22 protein-coding genes and 2 tRNA genes are annotated in these 18,137 nt (G+C 69.3%); 12 read left to right on the top strand and 12 right to left on the bottom strand.

Features of this window, described 5'->3' with window-relative positions:
* Positions 1–111: 111 nt before the first annotated feature.
* Positions 112–363 carry a helix-turn-helix transcriptional regulator gene (locus JNL41_RS05465; protein WP_293473263.1) on the bottom strand — a complete coding sequence of 84 codons (252 nt, stop codon included), beginning with the start codon at positions 361–363 and terminating at the stop codon, positions 112–114.
* Positions 364–472: 109 nt separating this feature from the next.
* Between JNL41_RS05465 and JNL41_RS05460 the strand changes: the two genes are divergently transcribed.
* Both JNL41_RS05460 and JNL41_RS05455 read left to right on the top strand, forming a co-directional pair.
* Positions 473–862 carry a hypothetical protein gene (locus JNL41_RS05460; RefSeq protein WP_293473262.1) on the top strand — a complete coding sequence of 130 codons (390 nt, stop codon included), beginning with the start codon at positions 473–475 and terminating at the stop codon, positions 860–862.
* Positions 859–1,539: a hypothetical protein gene (locus JNL41_RS05455; protein WP_293473261.1), complete on the top strand. Its 681-nt coding sequence runs from the start codon at positions 859–861 to the stop codon at positions 1,537–1,539. The genes JNL41_RS05460 and JNL41_RS05455 overlap by 4 nt, the downstream gene beginning before the upstream one ends.
* Before the next feature lie 334 nt (positions 1,540–1,873).
* On the opposite strand, the gene JNL41_RS05450 is transcribed toward JNL41_RS05455, so the two are convergent.
* The 5 genes from JNL41_RS05450 to JNL41_RS05430 form a co-directional block, all read right to left on the bottom strand.
* Positions 1,874–4,006 (bottom strand): AAA family ATPase, encoded by a 2,133-nt coding sequence (locus tag JNL41_RS05450; protein WP_293473260.1) that lies wholly within the window; start codon positions 4,004–4,006, stop codon positions 1,874–1,876.
* Complete coding sequence (locus tag JNL41_RS05445; RefSeq protein WP_293473259.1) at positions 4,003–4,461, bottom strand: hypothetical protein; 459 nt, start codon at positions 4,459–4,461, stop codon at positions 4,003–4,005. The genes JNL41_RS05450 and JNL41_RS05445 overlap by 4 nt, the downstream gene beginning before the upstream one ends.
* Positions 4,462–4,473: 12 nt before the next feature.
* The gene (locus tag JNL41_RS05440; protein WP_293473258.1) at positions 4,474–4,710 is read right to left on the bottom strand and encodes a hypothetical protein; all 237 of its coding nucleotides are present in this window, start codon (positions 4,708–4,710) and stop codon (positions 4,474–4,476) included.
* Between the two features lie 140 nt (positions 4,711–4,850).
* On the bottom strand, positions 4,851–5,462 hold the full coding sequence (locus tag JNL41_RS05435; protein ID WP_293473257.1) for a hypothetical protein: 612 nt from the start codon (positions 5,460–5,462) through the stop codon (positions 4,851–4,853).
* Entirely contained in the window at positions 5,459–6,754 is a 1,296-nt protein-coding gene (locus JNL41_RS05430) for a site-specific integrase (RefSeq protein ID WP_293473256.1), read from the bottom strand. Before JNL41_RS05430 ends, JNL41_RS05435 begins: the two co-directional genes overlap by 4 nt.
* Positions 6,755–7,071: 317 nt before the next feature.
* Here JNL41_RS05430 and JNL41_RS05425 point away from each other — a divergent pair, with 317 nt between their 5' ends.
* The 5 genes from JNL41_RS05425 to JNL41_RS05405 all read left to right on the top strand — a co-directional run bounded on the left by JNL41_RS05425 (position 7,072) and on the right by JNL41_RS05405 (position 9,548).
* Positions 7,072–7,644 carry a cold-shock protein gene (locus JNL41_RS05425; protein WP_293473255.1) on the top strand — a complete coding sequence of 191 codons (573 nt, stop codon included), beginning with the start codon at positions 7,072–7,074 and terminating at the stop codon, positions 7,642–7,644.
* A 25-nt stretch (positions 7,645–7,669) separates the two neighbouring features.
* Positions 7,670–8,191: a DUF192 domain-containing protein gene (locus JNL41_RS05420; protein WP_293473254.1), complete on the top strand. Its 522-nt coding sequence runs from the start codon at positions 7,670–7,672 to the stop codon at positions 8,189–8,191.
* Positions 8,184–8,606, top strand: a complete 423-nt coding sequence (locus tag JNL41_RS05415; RefSeq protein WP_293473253.1) for a PaaI family thioesterase — start codon at positions 8,184–8,186, stop codon at positions 8,604–8,606. Before JNL41_RS05420 ends, JNL41_RS05415 begins: the two co-directional genes overlap by 8 nt.
* Positions 8,607–8,653: 47 nt before the next feature.
* Positions 8,654–8,730: transfer RNA gene (locus tag JNL41_RS05410), tRNA-Pro, on the top strand.
* Between the two features lie 161 nt (positions 8,731–8,891).
* A complete protein-coding gene (locus JNL41_RS05405; protein ID WP_293473252.1) occupies positions 8,892–9,548 on the top strand; it encodes a hypothetical protein in 657 nt (218 codons plus the stop codon).
* On the opposite strand, the gene JNL41_RS05400 is transcribed toward JNL41_RS05405, so the two are convergent.
* Entirely contained in the window at positions 9,519–10,367 is an 849-nt protein-coding gene (locus JNL41_RS05400) for a site-specific DNA-methyltransferase (protein WP_293473251.1), read from the bottom strand. The genes JNL41_RS05405 and JNL41_RS05400 overlap by 30 nt on opposite strands.
* 341 nt (positions 10,368–10,708) lie before the next feature.
* Here JNL41_RS05400 and JNL41_RS05395 point away from each other — a divergent pair, with 341 nt between their 5' ends.
* From JNL41_RS05395 to JNL41_RS05380, 4 genes are all read left to right on the top strand, one after another.
* Entirely contained in the window at positions 10,709–11,017 is a 309-nt protein-coding gene (locus JNL41_RS05395) for an ETC complex I subunit (protein WP_293473250.1), read from the top strand.
* A 6-nt stretch (positions 11,018–11,023) separates the two neighbouring features.
* A tRNA-Arg gene (locus JNL41_RS05390) sits at positions 11,024–11,100 on the top strand.
* Between the two features lie 30 nt (positions 11,101–11,130).
* On the top strand, positions 11,131–11,781 hold the full coding sequence (locus JNL41_RS05385; protein ID WP_293473249.1) for a hypothetical protein: 651 nt from the start codon (positions 11,131–11,133) through the stop codon (positions 11,779–11,781).
* Positions 11,782–11,792: 11 nt separating this feature from the next.
* Positions 11,793–12,584: a pseudouridine synthase gene (locus JNL41_RS05380; RefSeq protein WP_293473248.1), complete on the top strand. Its 792-nt coding sequence runs from the start codon at positions 11,793–11,795 to the stop codon at positions 12,582–12,584.
* Here the strand turns inward: JNL41_RS05380 and JNL41_RS05375 are convergent.
* On the bottom strand, positions 12,532–13,413 hold the full coding sequence (locus tag JNL41_RS05375) for a kinase (protein WP_293473247.1): 882 nt from the start codon (positions 13,411–13,413) through the stop codon (positions 12,532–12,534). The two genes, JNL41_RS05380 and JNL41_RS05375, sit on opposite strands and share 53 nt — an antisense overlap.
* A complete protein-coding gene (metC, locus tag JNL41_RS05370) occupies positions 13,410–14,579 on the bottom strand; it encodes a cystathionine beta-lyase (RefSeq protein ID WP_293473246.1) in 1,170 nt (389 codons plus the stop codon). Before metC ends, JNL41_RS05375 begins: the two co-directional genes overlap by 4 nt.
* An 84-nt stretch (positions 14,580–14,663) precedes the next feature.
* On the opposite strand from metC, the gene JNL41_RS05365 reads away from it, so the two are divergent.
* Positions 14,664–15,764 carry an amino acid ABC transporter substrate-binding protein gene (locus JNL41_RS05365; RefSeq protein ID WP_293473245.1) on the top strand — a complete coding sequence of 367 codons (1,101 nt, stop codon included), beginning with the start codon at positions 14,664–14,666 and terminating at the stop codon, positions 15,762–15,764.
* A 13-nt stretch (positions 15,765–15,777) separates the two neighbouring features.
* Here the strand turns inward: JNL41_RS05365 and JNL41_RS05360 are convergent, their stop codons facing one another.
* The 3 genes from JNL41_RS05360 to JNL41_RS05350 form a co-directional block, all read right to left on the bottom strand.
* A complete protein-coding gene (locus JNL41_RS05360; RefSeq protein WP_293473244.1) occupies positions 15,778–16,200 on the bottom strand; it encodes a GNAT family N-acetyltransferase in 423 nt (140 codons plus the stop codon).
* Positions 16,201–16,278: 78 nt separating this feature from the next.
* Positions 16,279–17,133, bottom strand: coding sequence for a 3-mercaptopyruvate sulfurtransferase (gene sseA, locus JNL41_RS05355; protein WP_293473243.1), 855 nt, complete (start codon positions 17,131–17,133; stop codon positions 16,279–16,281).
* On the bottom strand, positions 17,121–18,122 hold the full coding sequence (locus tag JNL41_RS05350) for a cysteine synthase A (protein WP_293473242.1): 1,002 nt from the start codon (positions 18,120–18,122) through the stop codon (positions 17,121–17,123). Before JNL41_RS05350 ends, sseA begins: the two co-directional genes overlap by 13 nt.
* Positions 18,123–18,137: the final 15 nt, after the last annotated feature.

The following is an 18,137-nucleotide window of genomic DNA, read 5'->3' as shown; positions in this document are numbered from 1 at the left end:
CCCGGCGTTCCGACTCCGCCATCGTGGCGGGCCGCCGCGTTCGCCGGGCGCGCGCCTCCGAGGCTCCCGACTTGACATTGGGTCAGCACCGGAGGCGCGCCGCGCGGCCTCTCAACTGCCGGGATCGAGCCGGCGAGCAATGCGCGCGAAGAGGTCCACAGGGTCGACGCCGATGGCGCGGGCGATCTTGTCGAACTCCACCACGTCCAGGCGGCGTTGCGAGCGTTCGATCAGGGAGACGTGGCTCTGGTCCCGTCCGATCCGCCGCGCCACCTCCGCCTGGGTCAGGCCTGCTTCCTCCCGCGCAGTGCGCACGACGCTGACCACCACCTCGTTGGCTCCTTCGAAGATGGTCTTCGGCATTGTCCTCGGGCCCGCCGTCGCGATGGGGGCGGAGAACTGAATGCCGATATTCCATATGACGAATTTCCCTGTAGCTTCGACGGCGCGGTAGAAGGGGGACGCGCACGCGATGCTTGGTTTGTGGCACGACGCGAGAGCCGCCACGGTTCTGCACTTCGAGTACGGCTACGATATCGCGCCCTGGCAGCGGCCCACCTTGCGGGTGGCGCGAATTCAGATGAGGCGCATGGGCGGCAACGCCTATGACGTCGCTGCGCTCTTCATGCTCGTTCAGATGAACATGGTCGCCACCTCGCCGCCGGTGGACCAGGAGGGCACGGGCTTCATCCTCGGGCATTGGGCGAGCTACCTACGCCTCCACGATCAACTGAGCTGCGCGACCTACCTCGATCAGGAGGCGGATGAGGTGTTGGGCAGGGCTCGCGAGGCACTGCCCGGGTCAGGGGCCTCCTTGCTGGACGGCGTGCTGGCTGCCGAGGCGCTTGGGAGCAACTCGTGAGCGAACACCGCCGCGGTCGCGCGTATCTCCGCTACCTCTGGCAGGGTGACGGCAAGGAGAAGGACGGGCTGCGAGGCGTCTTGCTCGCCGTGGGCGCGCTGGCGCTGGCTATTGGGCTATTCGGTTTGGGCTACGAGACGTTTCGTCTCGGGCTGTACGAGCGGGTCGTGGTCGACACGATCCGGCTCGCGCTGAGCCTTACGGCCGGAGTGGTCGCGGTTTGGCTCTACTACAGGGCGCTGCGCATCCGGGCCGCCGAACGTGCGGAGGCTGCGCGAGCGCGGCTCTCCCCGAGAGAGCTGCAAATGGAGAAGTGGCGTCAGGCCGAGTTAGCGAAGGCTGGAGCGACGCCTGCGCCGGAGCCGTGGAAGGACGGGACCCTGCGGCTTCGTGAGTGGTGGCTGGCAGGAGGCGCTGTCGGCTGGAGCATGGTCACGCTGTTCCGCCGGCTCCTGCTTCCCGCCTACGCCTTCCTTGCTGCGTGGGCCCTGACGTCATGGGGGACGCGCGCGGCCTTGGAGAGCCCGTTCGTGGAGTACGTGGGTCCGTTCGTCGGCGGCGCTGCAGTAGCTGTGGGTGGCATGTGCGGCTTGCGGTTCGCCTTCCATAACCTGCCCAGGCCGTTGCGTCGAAACGCGGGGAAACCTCCTGCGAAACAATCGGGTAAAGCCTCATGATCGGGTTGGTACTCTGATCGGAGGTACGCAGCGGGCGCGGACGTGAGGTAACCAAGTACCGCGTCGCATGGCTTCGCCTCCGCGCACCGGGGGCGTGCGTGAATGTCATCCTGCAAACGCCCCATTGCGTGGCGGCGGAAAGGCGAACATGTCGAACAGCCGTCGTTCGCGTTCTGTGCCCTGTCGATCATGCGTCGAGCACCGGTACGAGCGGTCGTCGAGCACCGTCGATCCGGCGTCGTGAACACACCTATACCTACGGTATAGGGCTGGCGCCCCTGCGGGGGCGCGCCCTCTAACTCGGTTGGCGTATAGCGGCAGGCTCGTGCTCGGCTCATGCGGCCGCCGGCTGCGCGATGTTGAAATCCGTCGCTGCGGTGACCCGCTCCAGCTTCCACCGGCCATTCGAGGGTCTGCCGGTGCGAACCACACGGATGCGATTGGCGTGGAACAGCCGCTCCATGGCGACCTTGAAGCCCGGCGCGGTGACACCCGCGGCGGCCGGCATCCTCGCGAAGGCGGCCGGCGCGTAGTTGGGGCCACTACGGTCGCTCACGATGCGGCCCTGGGCCTCGCACTTGTCCAGCAGCGACAGGAACAGCCGGTCGACTCGCAGACGCTCCTCGTCAACGCTCAGCGGGACCGCGCCGCCGTGCTCGTTGACGAAGGCGCCGGCCGACCAGCTCAGCCGCAGGCTGATGCCGCCGGGTCCATAGTTGGACTTCACGACTGCGAGCTGCCGCTTTCCGGTGTCGGCCTCGCCGTCGTGGCCCTTCACGACGCTGAGGTAGAGGGCGGAGCGGACGGCGTTTCCCCAATGCGTCGAGCCGCTGTTGCCCGTGCCGTCGGACTTGCCCGACTGCGAGGGGTGCGCGAGCACCACCACGGCAACGCCTGTCCGCACCGCCAGCTCGCGAAGCCAGCCAATGAACGCGCGCACCTGCTGGCGGTTGATCTCTTCGCCCGCGAACACGTCAGCGCGGCTGTCGAGCACCACCAGCGCGGGCCGGATGCGCTCGATGTGCTCGACCAACTCGGCCCATCGTTGCGTCTGCCCAATGCCTTGTCCCGATGGGGCTGCAAGGGCGGGGTCTTCCGTCGCCAGCGGCCAGACGTGGAGGTCGTTCAGCGCCGTGCGGTCCACGCCGGCCTGTCCGGCGATGGCGCTGAGGCGTCGGTGCAGCTCGTCGGTGTCATCCTCGCTGGCCAGATAGAAGGCGGGGCCGCCGTGCTCGATGGCCATGCCGAGCCATGGCGCTTCGGCCACGACGCTGACGCAGAGCTGGAGGGCGAGCGTGCTCTTGCCGCCTCCACCGTCGCCCCGCAGCTCCGTGACCTGGCTCGCGGGGATCAGGTCGCGGACCATCCACTGGCGCGACGGGGGAGGGTTCTTCAGGAGGTCAGACGCGCGCAGCGGCGCGACGGCGGGCCGGCCGTCGGAGCCGGCTTCGATCTGAGCCTGTCGCGACATTGGGTTTCGCCAGCCCCGGCGCTGCGCTTCGGCGAAGATGGCGGCGTATCCAGTACGCTCCGCCTTGAAGCTCTGCCATTTCCTCTCTGCCTCATCGGGTTCGTAGGCTTCCGAGGTGGCCGACCACTCGTGCCAGAGGTCCCAACCAGCCTCGCCCAGGGTCTTGAGGGCTTCGCCGATGCGTTCCCACGTGTGGTAGTCATGCGTTTCGATGTATCGAAGCGCGTCGCGCAGTTCGGCCAGCAGCTTCGGCGTCACGATCACGGGCGGACGGATCGGCGCAGCGGGGGCCGCCTCTCGCCTTGGGTCCGCGCTGCCGACCGCGATGCTGGGTGGATAGAGGGTTCTAAGCGACTCCAGGGAGGTCGCTGAGGGCGTCGCCGTCGTCGCCCGATAGCCCACCACTTCCGGGACCCTTCCGGGCTTCTTGGGCCACGTCACGCTGCCCGCCATCCGAAGAACGCGTGGCGGGTCGGTGACAGCCGGGTCTGTGCCCAAGTGGGCGACCAAGGCCTTCAACTGCCCCGTGATCGCCGCATGATCCGTGAGCAGCTCGGGGAGCTGCCAGTAGCCATGCACTCTCAGGCTTGGGACAGCGCCAGTCCTAACCAGCACATTAGGTGCAGGGCTGCCCGACATCGCCTTGTCGACTGTCGCCTTCGCGTCGTGATCCGCGTCGAACCAGAGCACGCGCGTTCCCATCACATCGGACGCCTTGGCGCGACGGCCACGGTTCGCGTCCTCGCGCCGCAAGGCCGCGCCGACATAGACGTTGACGCCGGGCGTGGCGTTGCGCTCCGCGGCGAAGTCCGCCGCAGCGTCCAGTTCGGAGACGTGAAACAACCGGGCGTGGCGGAGCTGGGCCTTGGCGTCCGCATCCGTCCAGGCGATCTCGACCAGCCCATGCTCCTCGTCGGCCGCGATCAGGGCGAGATGCTGGCGCATCAGGGCGCGATCCGGCGCCGGCGGGGTCGAGTCTTCTAACGGCGCGCTCATCGGCTCGTCTTTCTGAGGTCTCGCTGGGCGCGCACGGACAGGAAGGTCACGCGCGCCATGAGGGCGGTCAGACGGCCCAGGTTCTCGGCCCGCTGCACGGCATCGTCTGCCTCACGCAGCAGGTCAGGCGACGGCGCGGGCGTCTGGCGGGCTTTTCGCGCCAGCGCCTCGGCCGTCCGGTAAGCATGCTCGGCCACTGTCGGGAATGTCGCGAACGGCTGCGGGAGTGCGTCGCGGTTGATCGTGAGCGAGCCCGCCATGCGCCGAGCTTCGGCCTCCTCCCGAGCGGGAAGGGGAAGGCTGGCGGCCATCTCGATGCCCGCGCGCATCGCGACAGCGGCGAAGCGGGCGCCCCAGAGGCCGGCCGCGGTGGCGGCTTCAAGGTCGAGGGGCTCACCATAGACCTCGTAGGGGCCCTGGCCCCGCGGGGCCGTGTGCTTGTCGTTGCCGTTCATCGCTCAGGCCTCCTAGCTGGAGGCCAGAGCGGCGAGGGCCTCGCGCAGCGCGCCCACCTGCCAGCCGTTGACGCGCGAGCCGAGCTTCACGCGCTTGGGCAGTCTGCCGGCCTTCTCCAGGCGGTCGACCTCAAAATGCGAGATGCCGCCCCAGAGGCCGCAGACCACGTCCCGTTTGACGAACGCCGAGGCGGGCAGGTTGTCGAAGGCGGCCAGGATGGCCGCGGTTGTGTTCGTTCGGGTCGCCATAGCTGACCTCCGTTGCTGTGTGCTTCGGAGGTGTGGCGGAGTTCGGCGCGCCAACAGGATCGCGAAGAGTTGGCGGGAGGTTGGCAGGCTATCCTGTTGATCGAGTTATGAAACGCTCGTTCTGCGCCAACACGTTGGCACTATTTGCGGCGCATCCTGGCCCTCAGAGTCTGAATTGTCTTCCAGTCTCCCTTGATGCTGCTCCCGGTCTCCGCCCACATGGCGGACAGCTCCTTACAAATCGCCATATCCGTCGGCGAACGACGACGTGCCTTCAGGCTCTCCCGCGCCGCCTTGTCGGCGCGCGAGCCATCCGAGCACCAGGTGGTCAGGTCCTGCTCGCCGGGCCACCAATCCGGACGCGAGGAGACGAACACCCGGTACTCGCGCGTCGAGTCGGCGGGGTCGCGGTACGTCGCCAACTCCCAGAGATCGTCGGTTGCCGGGCCGTACCCGGCCCAGATGGAGGCGGGTATGTTGATGCGCGAACCATCGGGGCTCACGCCGAACGCTTTGAGCCGACCAGTCTGGAACTCGCGGCGAAGCTCAAGGTGGACGGCTGAGCCAGCCGTGATGTCGCCGCCTCGTGCCCGGACCCGGCGCGTGACGTAGAGGTGGAGATGCACGCCGTCGTGAGGCCCTTCGTTCTCGCCAATCCACATCCAAGCGCCATAGATCGGGAACCCGCGCCGCTTGTTAGTCAGCCCTAGCGCGGCTTCCATGACCTCAGGGGCAAGCTCTTCGTCGCTCACGCCGCCGCCCCGCGCATCGGCGTGACATTGTCGGACTTCGACGCCAAGGGCTTCGACAGGAAGGCCGCCCAAGCCTCCATGAGCTTGCGGCGCTTGTCCAAGGCGTCGCCGCGCCTATAGGCGGCCTCGACCTCATTGCCTACGGCGTGGCCCAAAGCGGCCTCGGCAACGTCCCGTGCAAAGGCTGTGCGCTCGCCGCACCAGTCGCGGAAGGTGGAGCGGAAGCCGTGAGGCACCGCCGGCACCGCCATCCGCTTGCAGACAGCGGAGAGCGTCATGTCGCTGAGCGGCTTGCCGCTGGCGGCCGGGAAGACGAATTCGCTGTCTGCAAGGCGAGGTACATTGTCCAACAGTTCGATGGCCGCGTCAGACAAGGGGACCCGGTGCTCGCGGCCCTGTTTCGTGCGCGACGCCGGCACCGTCCACACCTTGGCCTTCAGGTCGATCTCTGCCCAGGTTGCGCCGCGCACTTCCCCGCTGCGGGCCGCGGTGTAGATGGCGAACGCGAGCGCCCGTGCGCCCATCCCCTCGACGGCGCTCAGGCGGGCCATGAAGGCGGGCGCCGCGTCGAAGGGGAGCGCCTTTCGATGGACGATGGGAGCGAGCTTGCGCGGCTTGGCGAGCAACTGGTCCAGGTGGCCGGACCAGCGGGCCGGGTTCTCCCAGGGCGACTTGATCGCCCCGGACGCTCTTGCGCTGTCCAGGATCGCTTCGATGCGCTGGCGCAGCCGCTTGCCCGTCTCGACACGAGGCTTGGGGGCGCCGTCCCCGACGCCCCAGAGGGGGCGCAGCACCGAGAGCACATGCGTCGTCTCAATGTCCGCGCAGGCCAGCTTGCCGAGCACCGGGTAGGCGAACGTCTCCAGAGTATGGCTCCAGGCGGCCCGGTGCTTGGGGTTCCGCCAACCCTTCTCATGCGCGGCCAGATAATCCTCGGCGGCCTGCTTGAAGGTCAGCAGCCGGCCCGCGCTGGCCAGCAGCGCCGCCTTGGCCTTCCTGCGCTCGGCGGCCGGGTTCAGGCCGTTGGCGATGGCCTCGCGGTCTTCACGCGCCCTGCGGCGAGCGTCGGCCAGCGGCACATCGGGGAAGCCGCCCAGGCCAATGTCACGTCGCTTGCCGCCTACCATCACCCTCAGCACCCACGAGGACGCAGGGGCGCGATCCGGCTCGCCTTCGGGGAGCTTGCCCACCAGCAGATGCAAGCCGGCCACGCCGCCGACCGCATGCATCCCTGGGCTCTTTGTCAGCGCCCTGACTTCCAGCGGCGCAAGCTCTCTGACCTTCTTGGGCATCGTCAAATTTCCTACGTCCTTCCCCACAACTAGGTTGTGGTGCGCGGTTTGGTCAAGTGGGATGCGGTGTGTGCAAATCTACCAATCTCCGAGGGAAAGAGGGCAAGATCGTCGCGAAGTGTGCCGAGCTTTGACGTCCAGAAGTATGGCTCCCGGAGACCTAGGGACTGCCACGCGACTTCCCCGGCTTCAGGTGTTCACGCGTCCGTGCGCAGTTATCGCGCGCGCGAATCCCCATTGACGGCCTCACTGTTACAAGAACAGTGTTATAGTAGGCCCTGATCCAAGTGACGGGGGAGTAGCGGGCCGAGGGGCACATGGCTGGGTACGAATTCGAGCAGATCGATGCGCCGCCACCCGTGCGCATCTCTGGGCGCGTGAAGTGGTTCGACGCGGGCAAAGGCTACGGCTTCATCGTGCCGGACGATCCCAGCCAGACCGACCTGAAGGACGTGCTTCTCCATGTGACCAGCCTGCGCAATTCCGGCCGCGAGAGCTGCCTGGAGGGCAGTCTCATCACCTGCGACGTCGTGCGCAGGCCCAAGGGCTGGCAGGTCGCCGAGGTGGTGCTCGTCGACGAGACCTCCGCCACGCCGCTGGAGCGCCGGCCCGAGGCCGCCCGCAGGCCCGACTTCGCGGCGCGGGCGCCGCGGCGGCCGCTGCAGGCCACCGGCCCGCTGGAAGAGGCCAAGGTGAAGTGGTTCAACCGCGCCAAGGGCTACGGCTTCGTCGTGCGCGACAACCAGCCCGGCGACATCTTCGTCCACATCGAGACCCTGCGCCGCTCGGGCATGGAGGACCTCCAGCCGGGCGACAGCGTGATGGTGCGGTTCGCCGAGGGCCCGAAGGGTCTTGTTGTGGCCGAGATCGAAGCGTCTAACCTCGACTGACGCTGACGCTTCGGAGTTTGTCTTCGTGTCCATTGCTTCGACCGCCCGGGGCGGCCTGATCGCGCTCGCAGCAGCGCTCGTCTTCTCCGCGTTCTCCGCGCCTGCGCTCGCGCAGGACATCCCGCGCATGGACCCGAAGCACTGCAAGGGCCAGGCGGAGATCACGCCGCTGGAGCCGTTGTCGGTCCGCACCGACAAGGGCGTGAAGACCTTCCGGGTCGAGATCGCCGATACGCCGCGCGAGCAGCAGTATGGCCTGATGTGCCGCAGGAGCCTGGCGCCCGACCGCGGCATGCTCTTCCTGTTCGGGGCCGAGACGCCGCGCGTCTTCTGGATGCGCAACACGCTCATCCCGCTCGACATCGTCTACATCGGGGCGAACGGCCGCGTGGTCTCGATCAGCCGCAATGTCCGGCCGCTGGACGAGAGCGGCGCGCCGTCCGCGGGTCCCGCCAGGTACGTGCTGGAACTGGCGGCGGGCCGCGCCGCCGAGATCGGTCTCCTGCCCGGCGACCGCGTCACGCATCGGGCGATGCCGCGTGGATGAGGCGATCCCGGAGCCGCCCGAGGGGTTCGTCCGCTCGGAGGGGCGGGGCGCGTTCTCGACCCTGAACGGGCCCTACTTCCACAAGCCGCCGGTCGAGGGACTGGTCAGTCAGGCCTTCTTCGCGCTGCCGCGGCACGCCAACGGCCTCGGACTGGTGCATGGCGGCATGCTTTCGGCCTTCACCGACGGCCTGCTGGCTTCGGCCGTCGGCCACGGCACGCAGAGGGTGGGCGTGACCATTCACCTGTCGCTCGACTTCCTGCACATGGCGCGGCAGGGCGACTGGGTGATCGGCGAGGCCCGCATGACCCGCGCCACCAGGGACGTCGCGTTCGCGGACGGGTGGCTCCGCGCCCGCGGCGTGGACGTCGTGCGCGCGTCGGGCCTCTTCAAGCTCATGGATCGCCGCGGTTAGTTTGCGGAAAACCCGAAACGGCTATATCGCAGGCCCGCCGGCGCCCTCGGGGCGTAGCGCAGCCTGGTAGCGCATCTGCTTTGGGAGCAGAGGGTCGCAGGTTCAAATCCTGCCGCCCCGACCAAAACCTATTCCAGCGTCGGCAGCCACCCCGTCGGACAATGCGCCCGACGGGGTGGTTTCGCGTGCGGCCGGCGCCGGGTCCGCAAACTCAGGCTACCGCCCGAATGGCTGGATGGGCGCTACTATCCCGAGCGCGACTCGCGATCACCGCGAGGCGCCCAGGTGGAGGCGCCGATGGCCCGAGGTTCGGGAGTGCGGGATCGGATCAGGGCGCTCTTCCTGGCGAATATCGGCAAGGTCCTCACCCGTCAGGACATCATCGCGGCAAGTCGGGACCCGGCGACAGGCGTCGAGCCCGAGAACTGGCATCAGCGCCTCTCCGAACTGCGCACGGACGAGGGCTACACGATCTGGGCGGCGCGCGACTCCGCAGACCTCCGTCCGGGGGAATACATGATGCCGCATGCCGAGCGTCGCGAGGCGGCCGCCAGGCGCGTCAGGCCGACGCCGGGGGCCTGGAGAACAGTCCTGGAGCGTGCCGGCGACCGGTGCGAGTGGAACGAGGCGGGAGAGACATGCGGCCTCCAGGCGGGCGACGTCGATCCCGTCGGTGGCGGCAGGGTGAAACTCACGCCCGACCACAAGAGCCCGCACTCCGTCGATCCGAACAGCGATCCGAACGACCCGGATGCCTGGCAGGCGCTCTGCGGGCGCCACCAGGTCACGAAGAAGAACTACTGGGACAACGCCACCGGAAAGCTGAACGTGACGGCGATCGTCCAGGCGGCCGGAGCTCGCGACAAGGAGGCGGCCTTCCAGCTCCTCCTCGACTACTTTGGATATAGACGGCTAGCCGACGGAGATATCGTCAGGCGGTAGGTCCTGAGAGGTCCGCCGCGCCTTCGGGGCGCCCGTCTCGCGGTTGTTGAGCTCCGCGTCCAGCCGTTCCGCCCACCCGGTGTAGTCCTCGCCCAGTCGTCGCTGCGCGATCGCGGCATACTCGGGATTCACGTCATTCATGATCGCGCGCCGGCCCCGGATCTTTGCGACGGCGCCCGTCGTCCCCGATCCGCACATCGGGTCGAAGATCGTGTCCGATTCGACCGTGACCATGCGGATGAGCTTGTCATACACGGCGACCGGCTTCTGGGCCGGGTGTCCCGTCTGCTCCTTCTTCCCGATGAACCCGATGATCAGCGGGCTTTCGATCACGCTCGGAGGCCCGGGCATGTAGCGAAGGGTTCCGTCTTCGAGCCGCTGCTTCTGAGCCGCGTTGATGAAGTGCTGCGGGTACATCGGAGCATCGGGCTCGGCCAGGTGCAGGCAGGTCATCTGGGCCGAGCGCCAGCCCCGGATCACCGAGGGATTGTTCTTGTAGTACCAGGTGAGCCAGGCCACGAGTCTGTGCGACCCGGGAATGCACCGCACATACGGACCGAGGATCTCCGGAAAGCCCCAGAGATAGACGTGCGGCGACACTCTGCAGGCCCGCTCGAGCAGTTCGGCGATGAACCTGTCGTACTCCGCCTCATCGACCACGCCGCCGACGCCCTTGTTGTACCAGGGATCCAGCATTGTGAGTTCGGGCCTCAGTCCACGGGCTTCGACCCAGTCGAACGCAGAGAAGACGTCCTGGGGATCGAGGACGAGGTTCGAATCGTCCTCGTCCAGGACCGGCGTTCGAGCGAGCGCGGTCATGTGAAGCGGCTTCCTGGTCTGGAACAGAAGATGAATGTCCCGGATCAGGATTCGAGGGTCAAGATCAACGGCGGACGGCCCGCCGTTTTGTCATCGCCAATCGGCCCCGCGAATTGACCGGCACGTCGGGCCGCCAGGCTATGGAAGTTTTGCAATCCTCTGCTAAGGGGCTGATCTGGTTTCAGGCCCTTTGACGCCGCTCGGCGAAAAAGGCGCTCGGAACCCAGGGCCGGCGGTGCTTCAAGGAAGGGGCCCGCAGGTTCGAATCCAGCCGCCCGGCCATGCCGGCAGAGAAGATCCGGCCACGCCGGCGGCGAAGATACTGGGGTCTGAAGAGAGACATGCTCGCGCGCATCTACCGTCCGTCGAAGACCGCCATGCAGTCGGGCCGCGCCAAGGCCGCGACGTGGCTGCTGGAGTTCGAGCCCAGCGCCGCGCGCCGTCCCGACCCGCTGATGGGCTGGACGGTCACCAGCGACACCGAGTCGAGCCAGGTGAAGCTGTCGTTCGACACGAAGGACGAGGCGGTCCGCTACGCCGAGGCGCACGGCATCGCCTTCCAGTTGATCGACCCGGCGCCGGCCAAGCGCATCATCAAGGCCTACGCCGACAACTTCGCGTTCGGCAGACGCATCCCCTGGACGCACTGAGCTTTAGCGCCCGTAGCTCAACCGGATAGAGCATCCGCCTTCTAAGCGGACGGTTGCAGGTTCGAGTCCTGCCGGGCGCGCCAACCCGATGGCCGGCCGCGAAGGGAGACGCGATGGGACTGGATCTTGTGCCCGAGGGGTGCGCGAAGCCGGGCTTCGAGGCTGAATGGCGCCGACTTGCCGAGAGGGCGTTTCGCGACGAGGACCTCAGCGATGCCGACGTCGCCCGGTTCAACCAGATCAGCATTCCTGCCTACGAGCGCACCGGGGCCCCTCGCGTGGGCGCCGATCCCGCCGCGGACGCCTGGATGATCGAGGCGCGCAAGGCCGTTGGCGAGGATCAGATCGCGGCGGTGTTGAAGGAATTCGACGGCTACCACGTGCTGCGACTGGCGAAGTGCGACGGCGTGCCGATGTACAGCCACGGCGGCCTCTATGACGGCGTCGATGAGACGAGCTTTCGAGGCGCGTTCCTCTCCGACTGCCGCAGTATCCTCAGCGACGCGGTGATCGAAGACGCCTGGAATCACAAGATGCCCGATGAGGCGGTCGCATACGGACAGGCGCTCCTCGCCGCGGCCGATGCCGTCTCGACCGGAGCGGCGCGCAGCGAACCGCCGAAGAAGGGGCTCCTCGCGCGGCTCGGCCTTGCCAAGGCGCCACGGGATACGCCCTCCGACGAGCAGTTGCAGATCGTCCGCGCGGCGGGTCGATGGTTCGTCTTCTGGGGCGAGCGCGGCCATCCCATTCGCGCCTGGTTCTGAGCGAGCGCCGCATGGCCTGGACGAAGACCTACGACGAGCCCGAACCCCAGCGGGTCAACAGGTGGCTGGCGCAGAGCGGGGTGTGTTCGCGGCGCGAGGCCGAGGCGCTGATCGGCGAGGGGCTGGTCTACATCGACGGCGAGCGGGTCGAGGACGCGGGCCGCAAGATCCTGCCTGGGCAGACGCTGACGCTGACCGACAAGGCCGAGGGGCGGCTGGAGGGGTTCACGGCGGTGCTGAACAAGCCCGTGGGTTACGTGTCCGGGCAGCCCGAGCCCGGGCATGTGCCGGCGGTGCGCCTGTTGACGAAGGCGGCGCTGATCGGGGAGGGCGTGGCGCCGGACGCGCGGGCCAGCCTGCCGCCGCTGGGCCGCCTCGACGAGGACAGCCGCGGGCTGCTGCTGCTGTCCGACGACGGCGTTCTGGCCAAGGCGTTGATCGGGCCGCAGTCCGGGCTGGACAAGGAGTATCTGGTGACGGTGGCGGGCGCGATCGAAGGTCCGAAGCTGGCGCGCCTGCGGCACGGCCTGTCGCTGGACGGGCGCCAGCTCAAGCCTGCGAAGGTGACCGTGGTCCAGGGCCAGACGCTGCGGTTCGTCCTCAACGAGGGGCGCAAGCGACAGATCCGCAGGATGTGCGACCTCGTCGGCCTGCGGGTCGTGGACCTGGTGCGTGTCCGCATCGGGCCGCTCCCGCTCGGCGACCTGCCGGAAGGCAGGTGGCGGCTGCTCACCGCGGCCGAGCGCGAGGCTATGATCCGCGCGTCGCGAGACCCGTCGGCCGCGGCGTCCGGTCGGCGTTGAGGCGGATGGTCCAGTCGGCGCGGCGCGGCATCTCCTCGAGCATCCAGCGGGTCAGCCGCTCGTAGTGCTGGACGAACTGGCCGACCTGGGCGTCGCTCATGCCGGCGCCGGTGCGCGCGCGCAGCTTCGCCTCCTGCTCGGCGCGCCAGCCGCGGACCACCTCGAACCCCGGCGCCGCCAGCATCACCAGTCGGTCGAGCCGCCCGAACAGCGCCTGGTAGGGCTCTGCGAGCTGGCGGTTCACATAGCCGCGCCACGCGCCGGAAGGGTCGTCGCGCCGCTCCAGGGCGTTCAGCGGCGTCCGCAGCCGCTCGGCGGGCTCGGGCCTCGCGCCGACGCACCAGCCCTCGAAGATCACGATGTCGACCGGGCCCTCGACCTCGCGCCATCGACTCTTGGGCCTGCGCTCGTCGGTGGCCTTGTCGAAGGCGGGCAGGGGCGTGGCGCCGGGCTGGCGCAGATGGTCCAGCACCGCGCACGCGAGCGCGACGTCGTGCGTGCCCGGCGGCCCGCGGACCTGCAGCAGGCGGTGCGTCTTGCCGGCCAGCCAGCCCCGCGCCTCGCGGCCCAGATAGAAGTCGTCGAGCGAGATCGCGGCGACATTGAAGCCGCGCTCGGCGAGGAGCCGCGCCGTCGCCGCGGCGATCGTCGACTTGCCGGAGCCCTGCGCGCCGCAGAGGCCGATCAGGGCCGTGCGGCCGAAGTCGGCCCGCCAGTCCACCGCCCGGTCCGCCAGCGGCCAGCAGACTTCTTCGAACGTCTGCCGGAACGAGTCCGGCAGGCGCTCTTCGGCCATGAAGGCGCCGAGCCAGTCCTGCGGCGCGCTCACGCCGATGCCAGCCGGGCGTAGGCGTCGAGACCGGCGCGGAGGTCGGCGATCAGGTCCGCAGGATCCTCCAGGCCGATGTGGAGGCGCATGAGCGGGCCGCCGTAGGCTTTGCGATGCCTGCGCACCGACAGTTGCGCGTCGCAGGAGATCGCCAGGCTCTCGAAGCCCCCCCACGAGAAGCCGAGCCCGAAGAGCTTCAGGGCGTCCAGGAAGGCGTTCACGGCCGCCTCGGGGGCGGGCTTCAGGACCACGCCGAACAGCCCGCAGGCGCCCTTGTAGTCGCGTCGCCACAGCTCATGGTCCGGCGCGCCGGGCAGCGCGGGGTGCAGCACCGCGGCCACCTCCGGCTGTGCGCTCAGCCAGCCGGCGACGGCGAGCGCGCTCTGGCCATGCCGCGCCATCCGGGTCGGCAAGGTGCGCAGGCCCCTGAGCATAGCGTAGGCGTCCTCGCCCGAGACGGCCCAGCCCATGTTGTCCACGCCGTCGGCGAGCGCGCGGACCAGAGCCGGATCGCGCGCCGCGGCGGAGCCCATGAAGACGTCGGAGTGACCGCCCACGTACTTGGTCAGCGCCTGGAGCGAGAGGTCGATGCCATGCTCCAGCGGTTTGAAGGTCAGGCCCGCGCCCCAGGTGTTGTCGATGGCCGTCAGGATATTCCGCTCGCGGGCCAGCGCCGCGATCCGCGGCGCATCCTGCATCTCGAACGACAGGGAGCCGGGGCTTTCCAGCAGGATCAGCCGCGTCGCCGGACCGGCGTCGCCGACCAGGGTCTCGGGCGGCATCGCGGGATCGACGTAGCGCACGGTCACGCCGAAGCGCTTCAGGACGCGGTCGCAGAAGCGACGCACGGGCTTGTAGCAGTTGTCGACGACGAGGATTTCGTCGCCCGCCCCGAGCACGGCCATCAGCGCGCCCGAGATGGCCGCGATGCCCGACGGGTAGAGCGACACGCCGACCGCGCCCTCCAGCACGGCCAGCGCCTCCTGCAGGCAGGCCTGGGCCGCCAGGCCCGCGCGTCCGTAGGTGAGATGGGCCTCGTCGTCGTAGAGCGCCTCGGCATTGGGCAGCAGGACCGTGGAACCCTTCTGGATCGGCGGGCCTACGGTCCGGGCCAGCGGCGCCGGCGGCGATTTGCCGGCGTGGATCAGGCGGGTCTCGTCCGACATGCGGGGTTGCGGGTCCTGGCGGCGCTGGCGAAAGTGCTGCAGGGAGTTAGAGCCCGAAGCCAATCTTCGTTTCAAGGAGCAGGGATGATCCGGCGCCTCCTGGCGGTCGCGGCAGTGGGGACGTTCCTCGCAGGATGCGGCGCGCCGAAGCCGGCGGAGAAGGAGCCCGCGCCGGCCCAGCCGGCGAAGGTCGGCGCCACCCAGCCGGGCTACCACGCCGCGAAGAGCGCGACGCTGGAGGCCGTGCGCAGGCGCGGCCGCGTCGCCTGCGGGATCCACCCGGGCCTCCCGGGCTTCGCGCTGAAGGACGCCCGCGGCGAGTGGCGCGGGTTCGATGTCGACATCTGCCGCGCGGTCGCGGCCGCCACGCTGGGGGACGCGAACAAGGTCGACTTCACGCCGATCCCCAACAACGACCGGTTCGGGCCGCTGCAGAGCGGCCGGGTCGACATCCTGTCGCGGAACACCTCGGAGACCTTCGCGCGCGACGCCGGCCTGGGGCTGACGTTCCCGGTGACCACCTACTACGACGGTCAGGGCTTTCTGGTGGCCAAGGCGCTGGGGCTGAGCAGCGCCGAGGAGCTGTCGGGCGCCAGGATCTGCGTGCAGGACGCCACGGCCAGCGCCGGGAACGTGGAGGACTATTTCCGCGTGCGCGGCATGACGTTCCAGCCGCTGCTGGTGCGCTCGGAGGCCGAGGCGCGGAAGAAGTTCGAGGCCGGCGAGTGCGACGCCTTCACCTCCGATGTCTCGGCGCTCGCGGCGGCGCGCTCGGTGCTGGGCGCCCCCGGCGCCTATGTCATCCTGCCCGACGTAATCTCCAAGGAGCCGCTGGGGCCGGTCGTGCGGCAGAACGATCCGGTCTGGGCCGACATCGTGCGCTGGTCGGTCTACGCGATGATCCTCGGCGAGGAGCTCGGCCTGTCGTCGCGGACGGTCGAGCAGGCCCGGGAGACCGTCGCGGACCCGGAGGCGCGGCGGCTGCTGGGCCTCGAGGGCGACCTCGGTCCGTTGCTGGGGCTGAAGGCCGACTGGGCCTACCAGGTGATCCGCCAGGTCGGCGCCTATCACGAACTCTTCCGCAAGGACCTGGGCGCCGATTCGGCTCTCCAGCTCGACCGCGGCCTCAACGCGCTCTGGAGCGCGCCCAGGCCCGGCCTGATGTACGCCCCGCCGATGCGCTGAGGACGGCCCCCGCCTACAGGTCCATCACCATGGCGCAGCGGTCCTTCAGGCCGCGGGCGCGCTCGTTCATCAGGGCCTGGCGCACGCTCGGGGGCGCCTCGTCCTCCGGCCAGTCGCGGAAGCCTGCCGAGGCGTAGAACGGCGCGTTCCAGGGGATGTTGCGGAAGGTCGTGAGGCTCATGGTCCGCAGGCCCCGCCCGCGCGCCCAGTCGGCGGCGTGCGCCAGGAGACGGCGGCCCAGGCCTTCGCCCTGCCGGTCCTGGCGGACATCGAGCTCGTCGACGTGGAGGCGTTCGCCGTGGACCATGCCGGCGAGGAACGCGACGGGCGCGCCGCCGTCGTCCACGACCCAGAGCGTCCCGGCGTTGAGGTGCGGGCGATAGGCGTCGGCGGGCGCAACGTCGGTCAGCAGCTCGGCCGGGATGTCCCACCCCACGAACTTCTGGGCGGCGGAGAGTTCGATCCGGGGGATCTCGGGCAGCTCCGCCTCTCGGGCCGGTCGTATCTCGATGGGTCAGGCTCCCGTGACGATATCGGTGTCGGAGCGGCCGCCCCACTCCGTCCAGGACCCATCATAGACCGCCACGTCGAACCGGCCCAGCCGCGCCAGGGCCAACGCCAGCACCGCCGCGGTCACGCCCGACCCGCAGGTCGTGACGATCGGCCTGTCGAGATCGACGCGGGCGAAGGCGCGGGCGAGTTCGTCGGCGGGCTTCAGCGTGCCGTCCTCGGCGACGAGGTTCGTGAAGGGCACGTTCCTGGCCCCCGGCATGTGGCCCGAGCGCAGGCTGGCGCGCGGCTCCGGCGTCTCGCCCGTGAAGCGGCCGGCCGGGCGGGCGTCGACGATCTCGGCGGAGCGGTCGCCGATCGCCTGCTCGATGTCGGCGATGTCGGCCACGAGGTCCGGCTCGAACGCGAGCGGCACGGCGACCGGCGCCGGCGTCGGCTCTGCGGTCTCTACGGGCCGTCCCTCGGCGCGCCACTTCCTGAGGCCGCCGTCGAGGACGAACACGTCGCGGTAGCCCATGGCGCGCAGCGACCACCAGACCCGCGCCGCCGAATAGAGCCCGTGGGCGTCGTAGCAGACGATGGTGTGTCCGCGCCCGAGGCCCAGTCCGCCCGCGGCCTCCGCGAACGCGGCCGGCGAGGGGAGCATGTGCGGCAGGTCGGTGTCGGGATCGGCGACGGCGTTGATGTCGAAGAACACCGCGCCCGGGATATGGCCGGCGTCGTAGAAGTCGCGACCCCTGCCGGGCTGGCCGACCAGCGGCAGGGTGGCGTCGACCACCCGGACGTTCGGATCGCCCAGGTGCGCGGCGAGCCATCCGGTGGAGGCGAGGGGGGGCTCGGGGGAGTCTACTGCAGCCATGGCGGGACGGGCAGGCCCTTCTCCCGCAGGAACGGCGGGTTGAAGATCTTCGACTGATAGCGCGAACCGTGGTCGCACAGGACCGTGACGACGGTGTGGCCCGGGCCGAGGTCCCTGGCCATGCGGATGGCGCCGGCCACGTTGATTCCGGTCGAGCCGCCCATCACCAGCCCCTCGTGCTCCATCAGGTCGTAGATGGCGAGCAGCATCTCGGCGTCGTCGATGCGGTAGGCGTGGTCGATGGCGAGGTCGGCGATGTTGGCGGTGATGCGGCCCTGGCCGATGCCCTCGCTGATCGAGGTCCCTTCGGCCTTGAGCTCGCCGTCGGTGTAATAGGCGAAGAGCGCGGAGCCGTGCGGTTCGGCCAGCCCGATCTTCACGTCGGGCTTGCGGGCGCGGAGCGCCTCGGCGACGCCGGCCAGGGTGCCGCCCGAACCGATGGCGCTGACGAAGGCGTCGACCTTGCCGTCGGTCTGGGCCCAGATCTCCGGACCGGTCCCGTCGACGTGGGCCTGGCGGTTGGCGACGTTGTCGAACTGGTTCGCCCAGACCGCGCCATTGGGCTCCTTCACATCAAGTTCCGCCGCCAGGCGGCCGGAATATTTCACGTAATTCATCTCGTTGGCGTAGGGGACCGCGTCCACCTCGACGAGCTCGGCGCCGTAGAGCCGGATGGCGTCCTTCTTCTCCTGGCTCTGGGTGCGCGGGATGACGATGGTCGACCTGTAGCCCAGCGCCTTGCCCACCATCGCGAGCCCGATGCCCGTGTTGCCGGCCGTGCCCTCGACGATCCGGCCGCCGGGCCGCAGCAGGCCCTTCTGCTCCGCGTCGCGCACGATCCAGAGCGCGGCGCGGTCCTTCACGGACTGGCCGGGGTTCATGAACTCGGCCTTGGCCAGGATCTCGCACCCGGTCGTCTCGCTGGCGCGGCGCAGGCGGATGAGTGGGGTGTTGCCGATGGCGTCGAGAACCGAGCGGGCGATCTGCATGGCTGCCTACTTAAG

It is taken from the genome of Phenylobacterium sp., from assembly GCF_016793285.1.
Lineage (GTDB): Bacteria > Pseudomonadota > Alphaproteobacteria > Caulobacterales > Caulobacteraceae > Phenylobacterium.
The sequence above is the reverse complement of the archived record's forward strand: the minus strand, read 5'-3'. Positions and strand labels throughout refer to the sequence as shown.

Bases quoted from the DNA above. Each gene is read 5' to 3' on its own strand.
- JNL41_RS05465 (WP_293473263.1), bottom strand. From the start codon at position 363: ATGCCGAAGACCATCTTCGAAGGAGCCAACGAGGTGGTGGTCAGCGTC.
- JNL41_RS05460 (WP_293473262.1), top strand. From the start codon at position 473: ATGCTTGGTTTGTGGCACGACGCGAGAGCCGCCACGGTTCTGCACTTC.
- JNL41_RS05450 (WP_293473260.1), bottom strand. From the start codon at position 4,006: ATGAGCGCGCCGTTAGAAGACTCGACCCCGCCGGCGCCGGATCGCGCC.
- JNL41_RS05445 (WP_293473259.1), bottom strand. From the start codon at position 4,461: ATGAACGGCAACGACAAGCACACGGCCCCGCGGGGCCAGGGCCCCTAC.
- JNL41_RS05440 (WP_293473258.1), bottom strand. From the start codon at position 4,710: ATGGCGACCCGAACGAACACAACCGCGGCCATCCTGGCCGCCTTCGAC.
- JNL41_RS05430 (WP_293473256.1), bottom strand. From the start codon at position 6,754: ATGCCCAAGAAGGTCAGAGAGCTTGCGCCGCTGGAAGTCAGGGCGCTG.
- JNL41_RS05425 (WP_293473255.1), top strand. From the start codon at position 7,072: ATGGCTGGGTACGAATTCGAGCAGATCGATGCGCCGCCACCCGTGCGC.
- JNL41_RS05400 (WP_293473251.1), bottom strand. From the start codon at position 10,367: ATGACCGCGCTCGCTCGAACGCCGGTCCTGGACGAGGACGATTCGAAC.
- JNL41_RS05395 (WP_293473250.1), top strand. From the start codon at position 10,709: ATGCTCGCGCGCATCTACCGTCCGTCGAAGACCGCCATGCAGTCGGGC.
- JNL41_RS05385 (WP_293473249.1), top strand. From the start codon at position 11,131: ATGGGACTGGATCTTGTGCCCGAGGGGTGCGCGAAGCCGGGCTTCGAG.
- JNL41_RS05380 (WP_293473248.1), top strand. From the start codon at position 11,793: ATGGCCTGGACGAAGACCTACGACGAGCCCGAACCCCAGCGGGTCAAC.
- metC (WP_293473246.1), bottom strand. From the start codon at position 14,579: ATGTCGGACGAGACCCGCCTGATCCACGCCGGCAAATCGCCGCCGGCG.
- JNL41_RS05365 (WP_293473245.1), top strand. From the start codon at position 14,664: ATGATCCGGCGCCTCCTGGCGGTCGCGGCAGTGGGGACGTTCCTCGCA.
- sseA (WP_293473243.1), bottom strand. From the start codon at position 17,133: ATGGCTGCAGTAGACTCCCCCGAGCCCCCCCTCGCCTCCACCGGATGG.
- JNL41_RS05350 (WP_293473242.1), bottom strand. From the start codon at position 18,122: ATGCAGATCGCCCGCTCGGTTCTCGACGCCATCGGCAACACCCCACTC.